The 22,717-nt window shown below is 28.5% G+C and carries 18 protein-coding genes; 15 read left to right on the top strand and 3 right to left on the bottom strand.

What is annotated here, in order from left to right:
- Positions 1-3 precede the first annotated feature (3 nt).
- Positions 4-846, bottom strand: a complete 843-nt coding sequence (locus CBD51_000520) for a HemK family protein methyltransferase (GenBank protein ID RPG60701.1) — start codon at positions 844-846, stop codon at positions 4-6.
- A gap of 53 nt (positions 847-899) precedes the next feature.
- Between CBD51_000520 and ribD the strand changes: the two genes are divergently transcribed.
- Positions 900-1,958, top strand: a complete 1,059-nt coding sequence (gene ribD, locus CBD51_000515) for a bifunctional diaminohydroxyphosphoribosylaminopyrimidine deaminase/5-amino-6-(5-phosphoribosylamino)uracil reductase RibD (protein ID RPG60700.1) — start codon at positions 900-902, stop codon at positions 1,956-1,958.
- A 168-nt stretch (positions 1,959-2,126) separates the two neighbouring features.
- Positions 2,127-3,551 carry a chromosomal replication initiator protein DnaA gene (gene dnaA / locus CBD51_000510; protein RPG60699.1) on the top strand — a complete coding sequence of 475 codons (1,425 nt, stop codon included), beginning with the start codon at positions 2,127-2,129 and terminating at the stop codon, positions 3,549-3,551.
- Positions 3,552-3,632: 81 nt separating this feature from the next.
- Here dnaA and dnaK read toward each other — a convergent pair whose 3' ends face one another.
- Complete coding sequence (gene dnaK / locus CBD51_000505) at positions 3,633-5,546, bottom strand: molecular chaperone DnaK (GenBank protein ID RPG60698.1); 1,914 nt, start codon at positions 5,544-5,546, stop codon at positions 3,633-3,635.
- A gap of 136 nt (positions 5,547-5,682) precedes the next feature.
- Positions 5,683-6,921 (bottom strand): hypothetical protein, encoded by a 1,239-nt coding sequence (locus tag CBD51_000500; protein RPG60697.1) that lies wholly within the window; start codon positions 6,919-6,921, stop codon positions 5,683-5,685.
- 47 nt (positions 6,922-6,968) lie between these two features.
- Here CBD51_000500 and CBD51_000495 point away from each other — a divergent pair, with 47 nt between their 5' ends.
- The 13 genes from CBD51_000495 to CBD51_000435 all read left to right on the top strand — a co-directional run bounded on the left by CBD51_000495 (position 6,969) and on the right by CBD51_000435 (position 22,308).
- Positions 6,969-8,072, top strand: a complete 1,104-nt coding sequence (locus tag CBD51_000495; protein RPG60696.1) for a hypothetical protein — start codon at positions 6,969-6,971, stop codon at positions 8,070-8,072.
- Positions 8,073-8,888 (top strand): 3-methyl-2-oxobutanoate hydroxymethyltransferase, encoded by an 816-nt coding sequence (panB, locus tag CBD51_000490; protein ID RPG60695.1) that lies wholly within the window; start codon positions 8,073-8,075, stop codon positions 8,886-8,888.
- 3 nt (positions 8,889-8,891) lie between these two features.
- Positions 8,892-9,560 (top strand): RluA family pseudouridine synthase, encoded by a 669-nt coding sequence (locus CBD51_000485; protein ID RPG60694.1) that lies wholly within the window; start codon positions 8,892-8,894, stop codon positions 9,558-9,560.
- A 55-nt stretch (positions 9,561-9,615) separates the two neighbouring features.
- Positions 9,616-10,344: a hypothetical protein gene (locus tag CBD51_000480; protein RPG60693.1), complete on the top strand. Its 729-nt coding sequence runs from the start codon at positions 9,616-9,618 to the stop codon at positions 10,342-10,344.
- A 6-nt stretch (positions 10,345-10,350) separates the two neighbouring features.
- The gene (locus CBD51_000475) at positions 10,351-11,085 is read left to right on the top strand and encodes a class I SAM-dependent methyltransferase (GenBank protein ID RPG60692.1); all 735 of its coding nucleotides are present in this window, start codon (positions 10,351-10,353) and stop codon (positions 11,083-11,085) included.
- A 19-nt stretch (positions 11,086-11,104) separates the two neighbouring features.
- The gene (locus tag CBD51_000470; GenBank protein RPG60691.1) at positions 11,105-12,229 is read left to right on the top strand and encodes a mechanosensitive ion channel family protein; all 1,125 of its coding nucleotides are present in this window, start codon (positions 11,105-11,107) and stop codon (positions 12,227-12,229) included.
- Positions 12,078-12,671: a GNAT family N-acetyltransferase gene (locus tag CBD51_000465; GenBank protein ID RPG60690.1), complete on the top strand. Its 594-nt coding sequence runs from the start codon at positions 12,078-12,080 to the stop codon at positions 12,669-12,671. The genes CBD51_000470 and CBD51_000465 overlap by 152 nt, the downstream gene beginning before the upstream one ends.
- Positions 12,672-12,676: 5 nt before the next feature.
- Positions 12,677-13,222, top strand: coding sequence for a dTDP-4-dehydrorhamnose 3,5-epimerase (gene rfbC, locus CBD51_000460; GenBank protein RPG60712.1), 546 nt, complete (start codon positions 12,677-12,679; stop codon positions 13,220-13,222).
- A gap of 12 nt (positions 13,223-13,234) precedes the next feature.
- Complete coding sequence (gene uvrA / locus CBD51_000455; GenBank protein ID RPG60689.1) at positions 13,235-16,054, top strand: excinuclease ABC subunit UvrA; 2,820 nt, start codon at positions 13,235-13,237, stop codon at positions 16,052-16,054.
- Positions 16,047-16,730 carry a TIGR00730 family Rossman fold protein gene (locus CBD51_000450; protein ID RPG60688.1) on the top strand — a complete coding sequence of 228 codons (684 nt, stop codon included), beginning with the start codon at positions 16,047-16,049 and terminating at the stop codon, positions 16,728-16,730. The genes uvrA and CBD51_000450 overlap by 8 nt, the downstream gene beginning before the upstream one ends.
- Positions 16,660-19,848, top strand: a complete 3,189-nt coding sequence (locus CBD51_000445) for a TonB-dependent receptor (protein RPG60687.1) — start codon at positions 16,660-16,662, stop codon at positions 19,846-19,848. Before CBD51_000450 ends, CBD51_000445 begins: the two co-directional genes overlap by 71 nt.
- A 76-nt stretch (positions 19,849-19,924) precedes the next feature.
- Entirely contained in the window at positions 19,925-21,607 is a 1,683-nt protein-coding gene (locus CBD51_000440) for a hypothetical protein (GenBank protein RPG60686.1), read from the top strand.
- Positions 21,604-22,308 (top strand): T9SS C-terminal target domain-containing protein, encoded by a 705-nt coding sequence (locus CBD51_000435; GenBank protein RPG60685.1) that lies wholly within the window; start codon positions 21,604-21,606, stop codon positions 22,306-22,308. The genes CBD51_000440 and CBD51_000435 overlap by 4 nt, the downstream gene beginning before the upstream one ends.
- Positions 22,309-22,717: the final 409 nt, after the last annotated feature.

The following is a 22,717-nucleotide window of genomic DNA, read 5'->3' as shown; positions in this document are numbered from 1 at the left end:
ATTTTAAGATACAATTATAAATCTTTTTTTACCAAAAAAATCTTTACGAGTTTCAATATTTTTATAATTGAATTCTCTAAATAAGGAAATCAAACATTTATGTAAAATAGGATTTATTTCAAAGAACATTATTCCAGAATCTTTTATTTTTTTTTTAGCAAATTGACATATAGCTTTATAAAAAATCAAAGGATTATCTTCAGGTACAAAAATAGCAGATTTAGGTTCAGCATGAATATTTGAAGATGGTAAAACCTCAGATTTTAAAACATATGGGGGATTACTTACAATAAAATCAAAATTTGGTAACAAATCAAAGTCATCACAATTCAATATGTCTAATAATCGGAAATTAATGCTAACATTATGTTTATTGGCATTAATTTTTGCTCTTCGTATCGCATTTTGAGAAAAATCAACGCTATATAATACTGTATCTAGATTTTTCTTTAATAGAATAGGAATACATCCTGAGCCTGTTCCTATATCGATGCCAATAAGATTTTTACTTGTTAATTTAGATATTACAATATCAACTAGCTCTTCTGTTTCAACCCTTGGGATTAAAACATGAGAATCAACTGAAATTTTTAAATCTTTAAAATATGAGTATCCAAAAAAATATTGAATTGGTCTATTTTTTAATAAATGAGAGATTAACTTTTCTATTTTCAACTCATCTCTTTTTTTTACATAATTAATTTGATTAATAATAAAATCGATTTGTGAAATTCCTAAAATTTCATTTAATACCCAGTTGTCCCATATTGATTTAATTTCGCTTATAGACATTATGTCACTCAAGGATTTTATAAAATTTGATTTAACTAAGTGAATATTAGACATTATTATTGAGATAAAAAATTTATTTTTGAAATGTGAAAATACATGAAAAATTTATGAAAAAATGCTTAATACTAGCAAAACTAGGTTTAGGCAAAACCAAATCAAATCCCTTAGTTGGATGTGTAATTGTAAATAATGGTATAATAGTATCCGAAGGTTTTCATAAAAAGTATGGTGGTCCTCATGCAGAAGTTAATGCAATTAATAATGTTAAAGACAAGCAAATTTTATCTCAATGCACATTATATGTTAATTTAGAACCATGTTCTCACTATGGAAAAACACCACCATGTGTTAATTTAATTAAAAAACATAAAATTCAACATGTTGTCATAGGAACTATCGATCCTTTTAAGCGTGTAAATGGAGAGGGTATAAAAAAATTACTTTCATCTTCAAAAGTGACAATAAATATTCTCAAAAAAGAATGTATAAAGATTAACTTAAAATATTTTACTAACCTATTATTTAAAAGACCTTATATAATTTTAAAATGGGCTGAGTCAAATGACAAATTCATTAATAACACAACAAAAGGAATTAAAAAAATAAGTTCAAAAACAAGTACTATTTTATGTCACAAATTACGTAGTCAGGTTGATGGTATTATGGTGGGGACAAATACAGTTATTTGTGACAACCCTCAATTAACCACTAGAATGGTTAAAGGAGAAAATCCCACAAGAATAACAATCGATATAAAAAACCGATTTAATGCTCAGAACTATAACATACTAAATGATGCTGCAAAAACAATTGTATTTCATACTGGAAAAACTAAGACAATAAAAAAAACTCATTATATAAACGTAAAAGAATTATATAATAAATATAATAACCAAGAAGTTTTAAAACCGATTATGGAAATACTAAAAAATAATGGTTACAATTCAATTTTAATTGAGGGAGGAAGGCAATTATTGCAAAATTTTATTAATGCTAATTTATGGGATGAAATTATAATATTTAAAAACACTCAAATGATAATCAAAGAAGGAATTAAAGCCCCAACAATTAAAATGGAAAATTATTATCAGGAAAAAATTGAATACGATGTGTTAAAAAAAATGAATAATGAAAAAAAGATTAAACTAATAGAACAATCATTCTAATGATGGCCTTTAATTTAATACTAAAAAAACTTAAAAACAATAGCTAAAAAATTTTTTTTTAAACTTTTTTCTTCACACATTTACGACATGTTTTTGATGATTGTGCAAAAGCGCATTATAAGCCCTAGTAGCCAACAGTTTTTTAAAAATAAAAATAGTTAATTTAGAATGGAACTAACCCCTGTGCAAGTCTGGAATAATTGTCTAGATTTTATAAAAGATAATATCAATACACAAAGCTACAAAACGTGGTTTCAGCCTATTCGTCCAATTAAATTAAAACATTCTATTCTAACTGTTGAAGTTCCAAGTAAATTTTTTTATGAATGGCTAGAAGAAAATTATATTGATCTTATTAAAGCTGCTATAAAAAAAGAATTAGGAAAAAATGGTAAATTGATTTATAATGTCATAGTTAAAAACAATGATAAAAATCCATATTCTGTTTCAATTCCAAGTGTAAATAAAAAAATCAACACTAATCCTTCTCAAACTATTCCAGTTGGTGCATTAGATAAAAAATTTAAAAATCCTTTTATTATTCCAGGATTAAAAAAAGTTCAAATTAACTCTCAATTAAATATTAATTATTCATTTGAGAATTTTATTGAAGGATCATGTAATAGACTTGCGAGATCTGCAGGTTTTGCTGTATCACAAAAACCTGCAGGAACATCATTTAATCCATTATTAATTTATGGAGGCGTTGGATTAGGAAAAACCCATTTAGCTCATGCAATTGGTATTAAAGTAAAAGAACTTCATCCAGAAAAAACCGTCCTATATGTATCTGCAGAAAAATTTACACAACAATTTATAGAATCCATAAGAAATAATACAACAAATGATTTTTCACATTTTTACCAAATGGTTGATGTCTTAATTATTGATGATGTTCAATTTTTTTCTTCTAAAGAAAAAACTCAAGACATATTCTTTCACATATTTAACCATCTTCATCAAAACAATAAACAAATCATTCTCACCTCTGACAGACCGCCAGTAGACTTAACTGGAATGGAGCAAAGATTATTATCAAGATTTAAATGGGGATTATCTGCAGATTTACAGCAACCAGATCTTGAAACCAGAATTGCAATTCTAAAAAAGAAGATTCTTAATGATGGAATCGAGATCAACAACGATGTATTAGAATATTTGGCATATAGCATTTCCACTAACATAAGAGAATTAGAAGGTGCATTAATTTCATTGTTAGCACAAGCATCCCTAAATAAAAAAGAAATATCCGTTGCATTAGCGCGAGAAATGATAGACAGATTTGTTAAAAACACGACCCGAGAAGTATCGATTGATTATATTCAAAAGGTTGTATGTGATTACTTTGATCTATCAATTGACACACTTAAATCTAAAACAAGAAAGAGGAATATTGTTCAAGCTAGACAATTGGCAATGTATTTCTCTAAACAATTAACAAAGTCCTCCTTAGCAAATATAGGTGCTAGATGCGGTGGAAAAGATCATGCTACAGTACTACACGCTTGCAAGACAGTTAATAATTTAGTGGACACTGACAAAGATTTTAGACAATATGTACAAGAGTTAGAGAAAAAATTTACTCTTCCTTAATTTTACAACATATAAACTGAAAACAATTAATAAAAAAAGGCTCTAATTAGAGCCTTTTTTTATGGATTTAAATTTGCCAAGCTATTTATTATCTTTTACTTCTTCAAAATCAACGTCTGTCACATCATCTGAGTTGCTAGAATCATTAGTATTTGTTGATGTTTTTTCACTCTCTCCATTTGGAGAAGCTTGTGCTTGTGCTTGTTGCATTTCATTTGAAGCAGATTGCCAACATTTATTCAAATTTTCAAGAGCTGCATCAATACCGTCCATATTATTTTCACTTTTTGCCTTTTTAAGACTATCTGAAGCATCTTGAATAGCTGACCTTTTATCATCTGGTAATTTGTCACCAAATTCTTTTAATTGCTTTTCTGTTTGAAAAACCATAGCGTCTGCTTGATTTAACTTATCGGCTAATTCCTTCTTTTTCTTATCACTATCAGCATTAGCTTCTGCTTCTTTTTTCATTTTTTCAATTTCATCTTGACTTAAACCAGAAGATGCTTCAATTTTAATATTTTGTTCTTTGCCTGTGTTTTTGTCTTTTGCTGCAACATTTAAAATACCATTAGCATCAATATCAAAGGTTACTTCAATTTGCGGAACACCTCTAGGAGCAGGAGGAATATCAGCTAATTGAAATCTACCTATTTCTTTATTATCTGGATACATCGGTCTTTCACCCTGAGCAATACGAATATCAACAGCGGGTTGATTATCAGCAGCAGTTGAAAAGGTTTCAGATTTTTTAGTTGGAATAGTAGTATTTGCTTCAATAAGCTTAGTAAATACATTACCCATGGTCTCTATACCTAAAGATAGAGGAGTTACATCTAATAATAAAACATCTTTAACATCACCTGCTAACACTCCACCTTGAATTGCTGCACCAATAGCAACTACTTCATCTGGATTGACACCTTTTGAAGGCTCTTTACCAAAAAATTCTTTTACAACTTTTTGGATAGCTGGTATTCTTGTAGAACCACCAACTAGAATCACGTCATCAATATCAGAAGGATTTAATCCTGCATCTGAAACAGCTTTTTTACAAGGATCTAGTGACCTTTGAATTAAATCATCAGAAAGTTGTTCAAAATTTGCTCTCGTAAGAGTTTTAACAAGATGCTTAGGGCCAGATGATGTTGCTGTTACATAAGGTAAATTTATTTCCGTCTGAGTTCCAGATGATAATTCTATTTTTGCTTTTTCTGCAGCTTCTTTAAGTCTTTGTAATGCAGATGGATCTTCTCTTAAGTCAATTGATTCTTGAGCTTTAAATTCATCAGCTAACCAATTAATAATTGCTAAATCAAAATCATCACCTCCTAAGTGAGTATCACCGTTTGTTGATTTAACTTCGAAAACGCCATCTCCTAGTTCTAAGATAGAAATATCAAAAGTTCCACCACCTAGGTCAAAAACTGCTATCTTTAAATCTGAAGTTTTTTTATCTAAACCATAAGCTAAAGCAGCAGCAGTAGGTTCATTAATAATTCTTTTAACTTTTAATCCTGCAATTTCTCCTGCTTCTTTTGTAGCTTGTCTTTGCGCATCATTAAAATATGCAGGCACAGTAATCACTGCTTCACTGACTTGTGCACCCAAATGATCTTCAGCAGTTTTTTTCATTTTTTGTAGTATAATAGCAGAAAGCTCTTGAGGTGTATAATCCCTGTCCTCAACACGAACTCTTGCAGTATTATTATCTCCTTTAACTACTTTATAAGGAACTGTTTTTAATAAATTTTTAACATTATTAAATTTTTCACCCATAAATCTTTTGATAGAATATATTGTCTTTTCAGGGTTTGTTATAGCTTGTCTTTTTGCAGGATCACCCACTTTTCGCTCACCACCCTCAACAAAAGCAATAACAGATGGAGTAGTTCTTTTTCCCTCACTATTTTGAATAACAACTGGTTCATTACCTTCCATAACAGAAACGCAGGAATTAGTTGTTCCTAAATCTATACCGATTATTTTACTCATAATTATTTTTTTTAGTTATTAATCAAAACAAGTCAAAGACTATACCAAACAATGTTTATATGCAGAATGTCATGATATTTAAATAAAAGTGTGACAAAAAAACTGACACCCATGCCATATTGACAGTTTTATTGAGTTAATCATCAACACAATCGTCTCCAAAATTAAGATAAAAGCCATTTGAATCTAAAAGACCAATGCCATTTGTATTATAGCATGAAAAATTTAAAGCTTTAGTAATCGGATCTGATGAAATCAAATCAATTGTTGCATTGTCAAGTCTAAGACTATCTAAATGCAAAACACTTCTTGAAGACCAATGGCCAATACCATTTGTAATATTATTGTAGTCAGGCCTCTCTTGATTAAATCCATAATTAGGAGCGTTTGCATTAATATAAGTATACAATTCCGTATTTACTGCGGTCACATGTAAATCAATAGCTTGATGATATGTTCCAATATTGATTCCACCACCAGTACCTTGATTATAGGTTCCTGCGGGATATCTGTAAACATCATTTCCTTTAATTTGTGTAGCTAAGAACTCTAAAAATTCAAGTGGGGATACTAATGTTTGAATATCTGAACTTTGACCCAATAATTGTTGCTCCGATGCAGTTAAATCACCTAAATTTAATTCAACACTTTTCAATTCAGCACCAGTCATATCAATAACTCCATCATTAATATCTAAAAGATAATCATCAAAAGATTGTTCAAAATAATTAAATATTAATGTAATAGAATACATCTTCCCGTTTTTAGACGGATTAATCTTAATGGTTTCAGAAAATCCAGAACCAAATCGTAAAACAGAGTTAATTATAGCTGGCGTAGGTCTTACCATGTCAATAGGTTCAACAATATTAGTTACAGAGTATGCTGTATCATTAGTATTCGTGTTAACAACATTAATCTTGAAGCTATGTCTTAAATCATCGGTAGGAATCAAATCCCTAGCTACATAAGGAAATTTATATAGATAATGATTTTCAGAATGAAATAAACCTTCATTTTTACTTAAAGCAATATCTTCTAAATTATCATTTGTAATTAAATCAAGATGAAAAGGCCCATTAACCTCACCAGTTTGAGCATCTATAACATCAACCCAAACATCAAGTTCTGATGGGTTATAGTAGATAGAGTCATAAATGTTTAAATAGTTATTAGCAGATTTTAAACCTAAAAAACCTTTCTGTATACGAACATAATGATTTTCATTTGCACCTAACTCCGAGTTAGGTTCGTCAGTTCCCGGATTTAATATTCCGTATATTACAGGTATATCTTTCCATTCGTCATTAATATCCAATGAGTTATCACAACTAAAGAAAACAAAGGCTAGGAAAATGCAAAATATTTTTTTCATAGAGCAAATATATAATTTTTGTAGATTTGAATTAAATAAAGTCATTTATGAATTTTTTAAAAGTATTTCTCTTTTTAATATCTACAATAAATATTACTCTATGTCAGAGTCATAAAATAGATGATATCTATTCACAAAATTTATTAAGAGAAGATTTTAATCTTGAAAATAAAATATTTCCCACAGAACAAAATGAGAATCAATTTGCTGTTATACTAAAAAAAGAAGGACAGTACTTTATTGGTGCAAAAGAATCTAGTTTTAATATAATTCTTAACTGGGAAAATGATATAATAGATTATGAAATCAAAACTGCAATCACATTATCTCCGGAAGAAAAAATCAACTTATTTAACAATGAAAAAACTCAAGAATTTGGCATAATAATCCAATATAATCCTAACACCCAGGAAGGATTAATACTTGAAACTAATAGTGCTAAAAAATATAGATTAATCTATATGAAAAATGGATATGACAAAAATTTAACTTTTAGCAGTAGTAATGATAATGGATGGGTAAAATCAAATAATTTAAGGAAAAATGAAAAAAATGAATTTTTAATTAAATCTAAAGAAGGGAATTATGAATTTTTTATCAATGGTCAATTTGAATTCACTATTAATCTTAATAAAAAAAATATTAATCTACTATCTTCTGGAAGATACGGTTTTAACATAGGCACTCAAACAAAAGCCAAAATTGATTATGTATATATCTCAACAATTGAAAATTATAATGGAATCAATAAGCAAATTAAATTAACAAATGAGGAATCAAAAAAATTGATTTTTGAAAATGAGAGACTTGAAAAAAAATTAAAATCAAATGAAAGTATCAAAATTAACAAATTAAATAATGTCATTCAATTACTAGAGCTTGAACTAAAAAATATAAAAATCCTGAATGATTCTTTAAAAATAGAGAATAGTAAATTTGAACCCTTTAAGGATATTATGACTGAAAATACTGATTTTTTATACACATTGAGTAAAAATTTAAAAGACGAAATTCAAAAAAACAGATTACTTAAGTCTGAAAAAAATATGCTTCTTGATTCTATTCAAACACTTATTGATAATCAAGAGGTATTTAAATTAGAATATCTAAACACACTAATAAATATTGAACAAGAAGATACTATTGATTAAATGAAAACAAAAAAATACACAAAAATAACAACACATTCTCTTCAAGAAATGAAAAGAAATGGCGAAAAGATTGCTATGCTAACCGCATATGACTACTCATTTGCAAAACTTTTAGATAGTGCAGATATAGATATAATACTAGTAGGTGATTCTGCATCAAACGTAATGGCTGGTCATGAGACTACACTTCCAATCACATTAGACGAGATGATATATCATGCAAAATCTGTTATAAAGGGAATTAATAGATGCTTAGTTGTAGTTGACTTACCATTTGGATCGTACCAAGGTAATTCTAAAAAAGCTCTAGAATCATCAATCAGAATTATGAAAGAATCTGGTGCACATGCTGTTAAATTGGAAGGTGGTACAGAAATTGAAGATTCTATTAAAAGAATTATTGACTCTGGAGTCCCTGTTATGGGTCACTTAGGTCTAACACCTCAATCAATTTATAAATTTGGAACATACACAGTAAGAGCAAAAGAAGCAGAAGAAATTAAAAAACTTAAATCTGATGTAATTAAACTAGAGAAAGCTGGATGTTTTGCTGTAGTATTAGAAAAGATACCTGCTAAATTAGCTGCGGAAATTACAAAATCTGTAACAATCCCAATTATTGGAATTGGTGCAGGGTCTAAAGTAGACGGACAAGTTCTAGTAATGCATGATATGCTAGGCATGAATATGACGTTTAATCCAAGATTTTTAAGAAGATACAGCAACTTATCTGAAATTGTTAATAATGCAGTATCTAACTACATAAGTGATGTTAAAAATAATTCATTTCCAAATAATAATGAGCAGTACGAATAAATTATGAAAGACTGGATTCTTTATGAAGATAATCATATAATAATAGTTAACAAACCTTCAAAATTACCTGTTCAAGGAGATAAAACAGGGGATAATACACTATTAGATATTGGGAAAGAGTATATAAAAAAAACATACAATAAATTAGGTAACGTATATTTAGGTCTTCCTCACAGAATTGACAGACCAGTAAGTGGAATAGTAATACTATCTAAAACAAGTAAATCTCTATCAAGAATGACAAGATTATTTAGAGAAAAGAATATAAAAAAAACATACTGGGCAATTGTTAAAAATAAAATAAACCAAAATTCTGGTGAATTGATTCATTTTCTAAAAAAAAATAGAAAACTAAATAAATCATTTGTTGGACAAGAAGAGCAAAAAGGATTTTTAAAATCTCAATTAAAATATAAACTATTAAAAAAACTAAATAATTACTTTCTTTATGAAATTGAATTAATCACAGGCAGACACCATCAGATAAGAGTACAATTATCTGCAATCGGATCGCCAATAAAAGGAGATATAAAATACAACGCAAAAGGAACTAATAAAGATGCCAGTATTAATCTTCATTCAAGAAATATTAAATTTATCCATCCAATCAAAAAAACAGAAATTTCCATTACTGCACCTACTCCAAATGATCCAATTTGGAAATCATGTTAAAGGGATCTAAAAAATTATTTTGAATTAACAAAACCAATTAATAAATTTGACTCTCATGAATATATCAAAAATATTATTTTCTGGAGAACAGTCATATATATTAAATAAAACATTTGTTAAAGATTTTGGTTTAGATACAACAATTGTTCTATATGAGCTACAACAAACGGATAATAAAAAATCAGTAAAAGTAATACAGAAAGAATATTATTTAAATCAACTCAAAGAAATTTCTGATAACACCACCATTTCTATAAAAAAAATTAAAATAGCAATTAACAAATTGTACCGATTAAAGTTTATTGACGTAATAATTAAAAAAGAAACCCAAGAAATGGTTTATGTGAAAATTCTTCATAATAATATTGCAAATATTATTTTTGACAACTTCTCACGAAAAACCAATAAACAAATCAAACAAAAAACAAATAATTTAACTAAGTCTAAAAAGAAATTCATAAAACCAACAAAAATATTAATTAAGAATTATTTTAGTGAATTAGGTGATAATAATAATAATTGTGAGATGTTTTATGACTATTATGAGTCAAATGGATGGAAGGTTGGAAGAAATTCCATGAAATGCTGGAAAAGTGCTGCTAGAAATTGGCATAAAAGATCTCAAAAAAATAAAATATCATTTCCTGCTTATTACGACAAAAATCTAGAAAACAGCCTTAGAAATGACCAGCTAACATTATCACAATATCATTTACATTTACAAAAAAATGGATGGACTAAATCGTATTCACCCACAGCAGGTACTACTTGGAAAAAAAAATAAATTATTATGACATGGTTTGAAAACTGGTTTGACTCAAAATATTATCACATTTTATATAGTAACAGGGACAACAAAGAGGCTAACTTATTTATACAAAACATATTGAAGATAATAAAACCTAATAACAACTGTCACTTCCTAGATCTTGGTTGTGGCAGTGGACGTCATGCAATTAATTTAAATAAAAAAGGATTTTATTTGGATGGTATTGACCTGTCTGAAAAAAGCTTACAAAAAGCAATTCCTTATGAAAATGATAAATTAAAATTTTATCATATGGATATGCGAAATATTAATTTTAAAAACCAATATGATGTAATTCTAAATTTATTTACAAGCTTTGGATATTTTAATAATGACAAAGAACATCAATTAGTATTTAAAAATATATTTAATGCATTAAAAGTTAATGGTTATTTTATAATTGATTTTTTTAATGCAAGTAAAATTGTAAACAATCAAAAAAATAATTTATTTGAAACAAAAGTTATAAATAATATTTTATTCGAAATTGAAAAAAAACATGACTCAGAATTTGTTTATAAAAAAATAAAAATAACTGATGGAAATAAAACATTTCAGTTCAATGAAAAGGTCAAGCTAATTACTAAAGAGAAATTTCTCAACTACTTTCGAAATTTAAACATTAACCTAAAATTTGAATATGGAGATTATCATTTAAGCAAGTACAATTTAAATTCATCAGATAGATTAATATTAATCTTTCAAAAAAATGCTTAAATTATCTTAAATTAGAAATATGAATAAAATATTAAACTTAATGGGTCTGGAGTCACAAGGTATAATTCTAGAAAATACTTATGAAGCATGGATTTGGTGTATTTCTATTATTTTAATTACAATTTTAACAAGACGTTTTTTAGCAACATTTTTGATAAACCTACTATTTAAGTTAATCAATCAAAAAAAGAATCTTACAAATAAATTTCAATTAAGATTAACACAACCAATAAAACATTTAATACTAATTGTTGGATTGGTATTTTCATTTGAAGATATTTTCTTTCCTAAAACATTAAATTTTGAAATTTATGGACTTACAATAGATGTAATGCTTAAAAAAGTATTTTCACTAATATGTATAATAATAATAATCCGATTCTGTAATAGAATTGTCGATTATTTTGGAGAAATACTAAAGAAAAAAACAGAAAAAACAGAATCTAAATTAGATGACCAACTAATTCCATTTGCTACTGATTCCTTAAAAATCATAATAATAATACTAGGAGGATTCCTTATTATTGGAAATATTTTCAATGTAAATATTACTGCACTTGCTGCAGGGCTTGGAGTTGGAGGTATAGCTATCGCTATGGCTTCAAAAGAGAGTTTAGAAAATCTATTTGGATCATTCACAATCTTTCTTGACCAACCTTTTACTGTTGGTGATGTTGTAAGCGTTGGTCAAATTACAGGGGTGGTTGAAAAAGTAGGTTTTAGAAGCACTAGAATTCGGACATTTGACAAAAGCCTAGTTACTGTGCCTAATAAGAAAATGATTGATGTAGAATTAGACAATCTTGGTTTAAGGCCTGTTAGAAGATCAAAATTTAATTTAGGTCTAACATATAATACAACTCCTGAACAAATAAAAAACATTGTTCAAGAAATTCAAAAAATGATCGACGATCATAAAATGACAAACAATGAAGGAAGAGTGCGTTTTATGGAATTTGGAGCAAGTTCCTTAGATATTATGGTTCTATTTTATGTTAACTCTTCAAATTGGGATGACTTCATCAATACAAAAGAAGATATTAATTATAAAATTATGGAAATTATCAAAAAAAATCAAAGCGATTTTGCTTTTCCATCAAGTAGTATTTATATACACAGAGATGAAAATAAACAAAAAACATAATTTCATAACAAAACTTATATCTAGTGAATTAACATATAGTATAAGACAGCATGTATTATGGCCACACATAAAGAATAATCAATTTGCGCTAGATATAGACAAACAAAAAGACACATTTCATCTTGGAGTATTTACAAATTCTAATTTAATTTGCATCGGAACTTTTGTAAAGGAGAATAATGATAAAATTAAAATCACAAATCAATACAGATTACGTGCCATGGCAACCAATTCATTATATCAAAAAAAAGGTGCAGGCAAACTATTACTATTAGAAGGTATCCAATTATTGAAAAAAAAAAAAATAAATCTATTGTGGTGCTCATCTAGATTACATGCTATTCCTTTTTATAAAAGTTTAAATATGAAGACTTTAGATACAGTTTATCATATTGAAAATATTGGACCACATAAAACAATGTATCTATATTTAAATAAATAATTATGATTAAAAAAATCTCTACAAACATAGATGGGCTGTATGTATTGGAAAATATCTCTCATAGTGACAACAGAGGTCTATTTAGAGAATTATGGAACAAAAATAACATGCAGAAACTAGAACTAAATAATTCTTTTGATCAGGATAATATGTCAATTTCTTCAAAAAATGTGATTAGAGGTCTCCATTATCAAACTAAACCTCATGAACAATTAAAATATATTCAAGTTCTTCATGGTAAAATTTTAGATGTTGCTGTTGACCTGAGAAAGGAATCTAATACTTTTGGGGAATATTTTTCAATAGAAATATCTGATAAAAACAGTATGGGACTATGGATTCCAAAAGGATTTGCGCATGGTTTCTTGGCACTTCAAGAGAAAACAATTGTTGTATACAAATGCGCTGGTAAATACAAAAAGAACTACGAAAAAACAATTAAATGGAATGATCCTCAATTAAATATCAAATGGGGAATTAATAGCCCAAAAGTATCTATTAAAGATTCTAAAGGAATATCATTTGCATCTTTCCAAAAAATAAAAAATTAACAGATAATTAAAATGGATATTAAAATTGTTGGAGCTAGAGAAAATAATTTAAAAAACATAGACATTACTATTCCTTCAAAAAAAATTGTTGTATTTACTGGAGTTAGTGGTAGTGGCAAATCTTCACTTGCATTTGACACTATCCACAAGGAAGGGCAAAGAAGATATCTTGAAACATTTTCATCTTATGCTAGAAATTTTATAGGTTCATTTGAAAGGCCAAAGGTTGATTATATCACTGGTCTTAGTCCGGTAATTTCAATTGAACAAAAAACAATATCAAAAAACCCAAGATCTACTGTTGGCACCACTACAGAAATATATGATTATTTAAGACTTTTATTTGCTAAAATAAGCGAACCTATTTCTTTTAAGACAAATGAAAAGATGGTGAAACAGAGTGAAAGTCAAATTCTTGAGTTAATTCAAAAAAATCACTACAATAAAAAAATATTAATTCTTGCACCAAAAATAAAAGCACGAAAAGGACATTATTCTGAATTATTTCAATCACTAATAAAAAAAGGATATATTAAAGCCAATGTCAATAATGAAATAATAAATATAAATCCAACTCTTAGGCTTGATAGATATAAAACACATGACATTGACATTTTAATTGATAAACTAACTATTAATGCTCAATCTAAAATCAGACTAATTAAATCTATAAAAACTGCAGTTGAAGAAAGCAATGGGTCAATTATTATAAAAGAGCTTGACAGTGGAAAAAAAAAATATTACAGTAAACATTTAACATGTCAAACTACTGGAATTTCATATGAAAAACCTGAACCAAATTCCTTTTCATTTAACTCACCTAAGGGTTATTGTTTAAGTTGTAAAGGATTAGGTGTAAAAGAAGAAATTAATCTTAAAAAGATAATACCCGACACATCTATTAACATAAAAAATGGTGGTATTGCACCAATTGGGGAATATAAAGAAAACTGGATATTTCAACAAATTGAACTCATTGCAAAAAAATATAATTTTTCACTTAATACTCCAATAAAAGAAATTCCAAACCATGCTCTCGAATTATTATTATATGGTACAAAGGAAAGGTTTAAGGTAAAAAATAAAAACATTGGTATTACTAAAAAATATGAAATAGATTTTGAAGGAATTATTAATTTTATAATTAACCAGAATGCAAATAATAAATCTCGAAAAATTTCTGTTTGGTCAAAAAAATTTTTAAAAAAAATTGATTGTCCTCAATGCAAGAATCAAAAATTAAAAAAAGAGAGTTTATTTTTCTTAATAAATAATAAAAATATAATAGAAGTCTCTGACTTAAATATATTTGAGCTAAAAAAATGGTGTATAAACACCCTTTCAGAATCTACAAAAAGTAAGTTTATTATTGCTAAAGAAATCTTAAAAGAAGTCTTAACTAGATTAGAATTCTTAATCAATATTGGACTTGGCTATATAACATTATCTAGAAAAACCGAAACTTTATCCGGTGGCGAAAGTCAAAGAATAAAAATTGCATCTCAAATAGGTTCAGAATTATCAAATGTTCTATATATTTTAGATGAACCAAGTATTGGACTCCACCCAAGTGATAGTGAATTATTAATAAAATCTCTTAAAAGTTTAAAAGATTTAGGGAATAGCATAATTATTGTTGAACATGATAAATCAATTATAAAAGCTGCTGATTACATTGTTGATATAGGTCCAGGTGCAGGGGAAAAAGGAGGTAAAATTATATTTAAAGGGACATTTAAAGATTTGAAAAAATCTAATACATCAACTGCAAAATACTTATTAAATAGTATAACTCCTTCATTTAATAAAAATTACAATGAAAATGATAAATTCATCAAGCTCTTTGGAGCAAAAGGAAATAACCTTAAAAATATAAATTTGATTATCCCCACAAGTAAGCTTATTGTTATTACAGGAGTATCCGGTTCTGGGAAGTCAACATTAATAAATGGAACATTATTTCCAGCTATTTATAATCACATTCATAATAAACAAAATAAAACCTATCCTTATGAAAATATAGAAGGTCTTGAAAACATTGATAAGATTATTAATATTGACCAACGTCCAATTGGGAGAACACCTAGATCTAATCCGGCAACATATATTGGTTTTTATACAGAAATTAGAAAATTATATGCAAGCCTAAAAGAATCCAAAATAAGGGGATATAATATTGGAAGATTTTCATTTAATGTTCAAAATGGAAACTGCCCAAATTGTCAAGGAAATGGATTTGAAACTGTTCAAATGAAACTATTACCAGATATTGAGATACCATGTAAAACATGTTCAGGAAAAAGATTTAACCCTGAAACATTAGAAATTTACTATAAAGATAAAAATATCTATGATGTGTTAGAAATGAGTATCGATGAAGCAATTGTTTTCTTTGATAAAATCCCAAATATTAAACAAAAAATAAATTCACTTCAAAAAGTTGGAATGGGATACATTAAAATCGGTCAGTCTTCAACAAAATTATCTGGTGGTGAGGCACAAAGAGTGAAATTAGCAGCTGAGCTATCTAAAAAAGATACAGGTAAAACATTATATATCCTAGACGAACCAACAACTGGATTACACTGTCAAGATATAAAAACATTAATGAAATCAATTAATCTATTGGTTAAACAAGGAAATACCGTAATTATTATTGAACATAATACCGATATTATTCAACAGGCTGACCACATAGTTGATATAGGGCCTCAAGGGGGAAGTAAAGGAGGTGAAATAATTTACAGTGGTAATGTTAAAAATATTTTAAATAATAAGACAAGTAGAACAGGCTTTTTTCTAAAAAAAGAAATATATTCACAAAATGATTAAAGGAAGAAAAACCTGGAAAAGCAACTCTCAACAAAATACTTGGAGTGTTTTTAAAATAATGTCAGAATTTGTTGAAGGTTTTGAAAAACTTTCAAACATAGGGCCATGTATATCAATATTTGGATCTGCTAGAACAAAAGAGCCAAATCCCTATTACCAAGATACGGTTACATTAGCAGAAGAGTTAACAAAGAAAGGTTATGGTATAATTACTGGTGGTGGTCCTGGGATAATGGAGGCTGCAAATAAAGGCGCAAAAAAAGGCAAAGGACCGTCTGTAGGACTGAATATCGATTTACCCTTTGAACAGACCCCAAACCAATATATTGACTATGATAAAAGTATTGATTTTAACTATTTTTTCGTTCGTAAAGTAATGTTTGTGAAATATGCACAGGCATTTGTTATCATGCCTGGTGGCGTTGGAACTCTTGATGAATTATTTGAAACAATTACATTAATTCAGACAGAAAAAATTCAAAAAATTCCAATTATACTATATGGAACTGATTATTGGAAAGGTTTACTTGATTGGATGAGAGATGTTGTATTTAAAAAGGAAAAATGTATTAACCAATCAGACTTAGATAACTTTGTCTTATTAGATGATATTGATGATGTCATTCAAACAATTGATAATTTTTATAAAAAATCTAAATTTTCACCTAACTTTTAACTTCATTGTGAAAAATCCTTTGCATAAAATATTACATTATTTTTTATTCATCAACATCTTTTTTGGATATAAAATTATTTCACAAAATACAATAAAAGGATCTATAAAAGATAAAAATTCAAGTGACTTATTAATTGGCGCAAATATTATAATTAAGAACCAAAATCGCGGTGCAACAACAGACTTCAATGGTAGTTTTATTATACAAACCGATAGCTTACCTGTTAATCTTGAATGTTCTTATATTGGATATAAAACAGAAGTGATAAACATAAAAAAAATAGATCAAAATTTAATTATAAAACTCACAAAAGATGAATTAATTCTAAGTGACATTAATATTGTTGATAACAGATTAAGCAAAAAACTTAAACAATCTCCAGTAACAATTGAAGCAATGGATGTAATTGCAATAAAAGAAACACCTGCATCAAGTTTTTATGAAGGACTAGGAAGTTTAAAAGGTGTAGATTTAACTTCAGCTAGCTTAGGTTTTAAAATAATTAATACTAGAGGATTTAATAGTACTTCACCAGTAAGATCATTACAAATTATTGATGGTGTTGATAATCAATCACCTGGGTTAAATTTTTCACTAGGTAACTTCTTAGGAACCACCGAGCTAGATACTAAGGGTGTAGAAATTATTGTTGGTGCAAATTCTGCATTATATGGTCCAAATGCATTTAATGGAGTAATTAATATGTCAACAAAAGATCCATTTATGTTCTCAGGTACAACCTACCAAGTAAAAATTGGAGAAAGAGCATTGATTGAACATTGCTTTAGGTATGCAGAAAATAAAAAATTAAAGAATAATTATGAAATTGGCTACAAAATTAATTTGCAAAAAATGAAGGCAAATGATTGGGAAGCTAATAATATTGATGCTTCATATGATACAGAGTCAAATATATATAATCCTGGAGGATATGATGCAGTAAATGTGTATGGGGATGAATACAATAAAACCGCTTCATTTAATGCTTTTCCTGGGATGGAAACTGTACATAGAACAGGTTATTCAGAAGGCTCCTTAGCTGATTACAATACTGAAAATTTTAAATTTAATACTGCTTTTCATATTAAATGGAATGATGTTTCTTATAAAGAAGAAAATAAAAATGACTTAGATTACAGTCTATTTACAAAAAAGAACAATAGAAACGAACTTATTTATTCATTTAATTTTGGTAGCGGAACTACAATATATCAAGGAGATAATAGATACAGTTTAAAAAATATTCGTTTTTGGCAAAATAAGATTGAATATAAAAGAAATGATAATTTTTTCATTAGACTATACTCTACACATGAAGATGCTGGAGACTCATATGATATTGTAGCAACAGCTCAGGCTCTTACCGATAGGTCTGCTAGTAACGGAGATTGGATGTGGGATTCATATGCAATATTTTGGAATGATGAAATTATCGACATGATGCAATCCGATATTGATGGATTTATGACAGACAGTGAATGGATAACTGAATATGGAAGCCTTAGTGGTTGGCAAGAAAATATGCAAAACCTATTAAATAACTACCCAAATCTACTTGCACAATATCATAATCTTGCTAGAGAATATGCAGATAATGCAATAGGTGAATGGGCATATTCATATTTAGACCCAAACAGTGAAGAATTTAATATCATTTTTAATGAAATTACATCAAATACAAGATATGATGAATATGGAAACTTAATTGGTGGGACTAGATTTTATGACAAATCAAGTTTATATCATTTGCAATCAGAAAAAAAAATTGAAACACAATTTGGAGAATTTCAAATTGGAGTTAATGGTAGACTATACACCCCTGATTCAAGAGGTTCTATATTTAATGATGGATTTGAATATATACAAAGACCCAAATTAAATTCATTAGGAGATACTATTTACACTGAAACAATTGGCGGATGGATATTAGAAAATGGTACTTTGATTCAAGAAACTATAATGTCACCGTTAATGGAGACAGACACTGTTAAAAGAAAAATTAGAAATTATGAATTTGGATCGTACATTGGATATAGTCAACAATTTTTAGGTGAGACTCTGCTATTAAATGCAACTGCTAGAATAGATAAAAATCAAAACTTTAACTATTTATTTTCACCTGCTACATCTTTAGTCTATAAACCAAATGAACGTGATATTATTAGATTATCGTTATCATCTGCAATTCGTAACCCTACCCTAACTGATCAGTATCTTGATTATAATGCAGGACCTGCAACATTAATTGGAAATATTGATGGATTTGGATACAATGAAAACTTTGTAACTGTAGATGCTATGCTTGACTGTTTAGCTGCTGAAAATAGTAGTTTAGGTAATGCAGATGGTGCAGCATTAAAATATGGAAAATTAGAGATAGATCCGATACAACCTGAAAAAGTCAAAACAATTGAACTTGGTATTAGAACAACTTTATTGAACAAAATATATTTAGATGCAAGTTATTATTACTCATTATATAATAATTTTATAGGCTATCAATTTGGAGCCACATATAATACATCTCAATTAAATCAGATTTCAGCAACTGCTGAAGATGTAGATTTAGGATGGGCAGAATACATTGGTCAAGAAATCGATGATTATACATCAATTATTCCTTCTTCTACTAAATTTTGGAGAGTTGCTGCTAATGCTTCTGGTAAAATACAGACACAAGGCTTTAGTATTGGAATAAATTATTACATGAACGAAAATACTGCTCTTAACGGAAATTATTCATGGAATAAATTAATTAATGAAGAAACTAGAGATCCTTTAGTTCCAGCATTTAATACGCCAGAACATAAATTTAATTTAGGCTTATCAAATAAATTTAGAATTAGTCAAAAACAAAAAACAAAATATAATTTATCTTTTAATTATAGATGGATTAAAGGGTTCTTATTTGAAGGCTCTCCTCAATTTACAGGACAAGTTCCAAGCTATGGAACACTTGATGCTCAGATAAATAGAGATATTAAGCTAATGAATAAGTTTATGTCAAATTTTAAAATCGGTGTATCAAACCTATTAAATAATAAAGTATATCAAGTATATGGTGGACCCAGAGTGGGAAGAATGTCATACTTTGCACTAACTATCGATATTGATTAAATTTAGCACAATCAAATTTGCGTAAACTAAGGGATTTATTATATCTTGGCGTATTATTTTAATTAAAATTTAAACTATGAAAAAAATATTACTTTTATTAACCTTCATTCTATTATTCAACAATAATATTATTGCCCAAGAAAGGTATTTGGATGAAGTGTTTGAAAATATTGAAATCTCATCTGATATAGTCTATGGAAATAATGTATCCATATTCCCCACTCTACTAGGACAAGTTCCGTCAACTCAAGATTTATTAATGGACATATATTCACCTGAGGGCGACACAGAAACTAGTCGACCTGTTGTTATCATGTTACATACAGGCAGTTTTTTACCTCCTGGATTAAATGGACAGGCTACTGGTGGAAAAACAGATAATGCAATCGTTGAACAATGTACTAATTTTGCAAAAAAAGGATATGTTGCAGTTGCTATTTCATATAGATTAGGATGGAATCCTTCATCAACAAATGCAGATGTCAGAAGAAGAGGTCTAATTCAAGCTGCACTTAGAGGCCTTCAAGATACAAGAACAGCAGTAAGATTCTTAAGAAAATCTGTTGAAGAAGGAAACCCATATGGAATATCATGTCAATTTGTTGTTGGAGGACTAGGTACTGGAGGATACGTATCCTTAGCAGCTGCTTCACTAAATGACTACGCTACTGAACTTACTACACCTAAATTCATGGACACTTCAATGGACATTGATGGTGATGGAATTAATGACGCTGTACCATATATTAATCCTGAATTTTTAGGTAATCTAGATGGTACAACTCAAGGAATTTTACCAGAACTTGATTTAGATGGCGATGGAAGTACTGATGCAACTGATGTTACCTTATGTATTCCTAATCACGTTGATTATAGTTCAGAAATAAGTATGGTCTTTAATATTGGTGGAGCAATTCCGGATAGTGCATGGATGAACGCTGGGGAAGTACCAATGGCAAGTATGCAATGTTATCTAGATGAAGATGCGCCATATGAAGTAGGTAATATTATTGTACCTACAACTGGAGAAATAGTAATTGAAGGACATGGATCTTTAGCAGTTCAAAGATACGCAACTAATCTTGGAAACAATGATGTATTTGAAGGTTTAAGTATGAGTGTAAATGATAGCTGGTATGGAAATGGAGATGGAATTGCAAACTCAAATCTTCAAGTTCAGGCACTTAATATGTTTGGCTCTCCATTATTTGATGACGATGGTAATCCAGTGTGGGAATTTGAAGGCCATGATGTATATCCAGGTTTATTTCCAATTGTCGCACCTACTGGTGATCAGTTAGAAGAAAGTGATGATTGCATTAATTGTGGTCAAGCTGCAAGTTCATGTCTGTTTCCATGGGGAGAACAAGGTGCTCCATGGGACTGGTGGAACAATGATCCCACAGACCCTCTTGCATATCCTGCACAAGCTTTAGCAAATCCTTTTGGACCTGGTGACGAATTCACACCTGAAACTTACGCATGTCAAGCAACTATTGGTAATCCAGATATGTCAGAAGCTAAAGGTGTAGCAATGGCTGCAATGATTCAAGACTTCATATGTCCTAGAATATATGCTGCTTTAGGTCTGGAAACAGTAACAGGTTGTACTATTAATCTCAGTGAACTAGGAATTAAAAGAAATCTTGTAAAAACAATTGATATTACAGGAAGAGAAATCTCTTCAGACTCAAAAGCAAACATCATATTACAATTATTTGATAACGGAACTGTTGAAAAAAGTTACAAAGTACAATGAAAAAGATTATAATCTTTTTAATGCCTATTATAGGGTTTTCGCAAAATTGCGAAAACTCTATTCTAGACGAAGTTTTACAGAATGAAAATGTTAATACATATTTTCAATTAGCTTTATCATTTAACATTGAAGCACTCTCATACCTTAATGATTGTGATTCAGATGTTAATTACACCATGTTTGTTCCAGGAAATAATGTTCCTACTGCTTCAGCAAATAGCATATTAACTTTGGGAGGTGATTTAATTGATTATATATCATATTACATCCACCTTGGAGACTTATCAATAGAGGATCTAATAAATTTAAATGGTACTACAATTGAAATGATGGATAAGAATGTTTCAACAATTAATTATTATGATGACCCATATGTTAACAATGCATTAATAGAAATAGGAGACATTTGTGGATGTAATGGAACTATTCATATAATTAATGACCTAATATGGGCTAATAGCGTAAATATAGAGGAGCAACAATCGCTTTTTCAGTACTACGATCCAAATGAAAAAACCATTAAAATCAATCCACATTTTAATTACAAAAGTATAAATATCCTAGACTTAAATGGGAAAAATATCAATTCATGTAATATAAATTCTAACAGTATTAATGTTTCTAATGTAAGTGAAGGTCTTTATTTGATAGAGTATACTGAAAGAAATCAAAAATATATACAAAAATTACTAATCAATTAAGATTTTAATTGATTTTGATGAAAATGCTTTTTAAAAATCAAGGTTCCATTCTCATTATAACTTTCTAGATAAAGTATTCTATTATTTTCACGTCCTTTTATACTAACTAAGGAATACATATTATCAGATAAGGATGGAGTATTAAATTCATAAACAAATGATTGAAAACCATTTGGTTTTTCTTCCAAACTAAATTGATTTAACTGAGGAAAATTAAATAAATCTCCACCACTCAAAAATACAATTCCATTATTATCTACTTCATTTAATCTATCAATAAAATAATCAAACTCCTCACGAAAATTGATAAAAGATGCCTCTGTACTAAATGTAAATGGATGAGGACTTGCTATAATTGTAAATGTAGCTCCTGTATTGTTTATCTCCTTAAAAAGTCTATCAATTTGAT

It is taken from the genome of Flavobacteriales bacterium TMED191, assembly GCA_002171975.2.
Taxonomy (GTDB): Bacteria; Bacteroidota; Bacteroidia; order Flavobacteriales; family TMED113.
The sequence above is the reverse complement of the archived record's forward strand: the minus strand, read 5'-3'. Positions and strand labels throughout refer to the sequence as shown.

Excerpts from the sequence above, each read along its gene's own strand:
- CBD51_000450 (RPG60688.1), top strand. The coding sequence starts at position 16,047 with ATGATTAAAGGAAGAAAAACCTGGAAAAGCAACTCTCAACAAAATACT.
- CBD51_000495 (RPG60696.1), top strand. The coding sequence starts at position 6,969 with ATGAATTTTTTAAAAGTATTTCTCTTTTTAATATCTACAATAAATATT.
- CBD51_000475 (RPG60692.1), top strand. The coding sequence starts at position 10,351 with ATGACATGGTTTGAAAACTGGTTTGACTCAAAATATTATCACATTTTA.
- dnaK (RPG60698.1), bottom strand. The coding sequence starts at position 5,546 with ATGAGTAAAATAATCGGTATAGATTTAGGAACAACTAATTCCTGCGTT.
- CBD51_000500 (RPG60697.1), bottom strand. The coding sequence starts at position 6,921 with ATGAAAAAAATATTTTGCATTTTCCTAGCCTTTGTTTTCTTTAGTTGT.
- CBD51_000480 (RPG60693.1), top strand. The coding sequence starts at position 9,616 with ATGAATATATCAAAAATATTATTTTCTGGAGAACAGTCATATATATTA.
- panB (RPG60695.1), top strand. The coding sequence starts at position 8,073 with ATGAAAACAAAAAAATACACAAAAATAACAACACATTCTCTTCAAGAA.
- CBD51_000440 (RPG60686.1), top strand. The coding sequence starts at position 19,925 with ATGAAAAAAATATTACTTTTATTAACCTTCATTCTATTATTCAACAAT.
- uvrA (RPG60689.1), top strand. The coding sequence starts at position 13,235 with ATGGATATTAAAATTGTTGGAGCTAGAGAAAATAATTTAAAAAACATA.
- CBD51_000470 (RPG60691.1), top strand. The coding sequence starts at position 11,105 with ATGAATAAAATATTAAACTTAATGGGTCTGGAGTCACAAGGTATAATT.
- CBD51_000465 (RPG60690.1), top strand. The coding sequence starts at position 12,078 with ATGTTAACTCTTCAAATTGGGATGACTTCATCAATACAAAAGAAGATA.
- CBD51_000445 (RPG60687.1), top strand. The coding sequence starts at position 16,660 with ATGATATTGATGATGTCATTCAAACAATTGATAATTTTTATAAAAAAT.
- CBD51_000485 (RPG60694.1), top strand. The coding sequence starts at position 8,892 with ATGAAAGACTGGATTCTTTATGAAGATAATCATATAATAATAGTTAAC.
- CBD51_000435 (RPG60685.1), top strand. The coding sequence starts at position 21,604 with ATGAAAAAGATTATAATCTTTTTAATGCCTATTATAGGGTTTTCGCAA.
- dnaA (RPG60699.1), top strand. The coding sequence starts at position 2,127 with ATGGAACTAACCCCTGTGCAAGTCTGGAATAATTGTCTAGATTTTATA.
- CBD51_000520 (RPG60701.1), bottom strand. The coding sequence starts at position 846 with ATGTCTAATATTCACTTAGTTAAATCAAATTTTATAAAATCCTTGAGT.
- ribD (RPG60700.1), top strand. The coding sequence starts at position 900 with ATGAAAAAATGCTTAATACTAGCAAAACTAGGTTTAGGCAAAACCAAA.